Raw genomic sequence first — 308 nt, forward strand, 5'->3', positions numbered from 1 at the left:
TTTGGATTTGGCAACAAGCAGATTGGCCCCATTTTCGTTGGCGGGATAGCGAGATATTGCCCAGATTACGGCAGGTGCAACGCAGGTTGGGAATTCTAATCGGTAGTCATTCCAGGTTGGGGAACCCCGACCAAACGTTGGACACGTTATTGGCTAACATCATCGCCTCGTCCGCTATCGAAGGCGAACGCCTCAATGCACAATCCGTGCGTTCCTCTCTGGATAGGCGGTTAGGAGGTTCACAAACTCAGTCCTATCCAGTATCGGAGCGCTCAGAGGGGCTCGCGGCCATGATGCTGGATGCCATC

At 53.9% G+C, this 308-nt stretch carries 1 protein-coding gene; it reads left to right on the plus strand.

Annotated elements, in window-relative coordinates; all coding sequences use genetic code 11:
- Positions 1 to 5: 5 nt before the first annotated feature.
- The coding region (locus AACR77_RS18565) for a DUF4172 domain-containing protein (RefSeq protein ID WP_269429303.1) at positions 6 to 308 on the plus strand (303 nt) is incomplete at its 3' end.

The sequence above is a fragment of the Aeromonas sp. ZOR0002 genome (assembly GCF_963866995.1).
GTDB lineage: Bacteria > Pseudomonadota > Gammaproteobacteria > Enterobacterales > Aeromonadaceae > Aeromonas > Aeromonas caviae.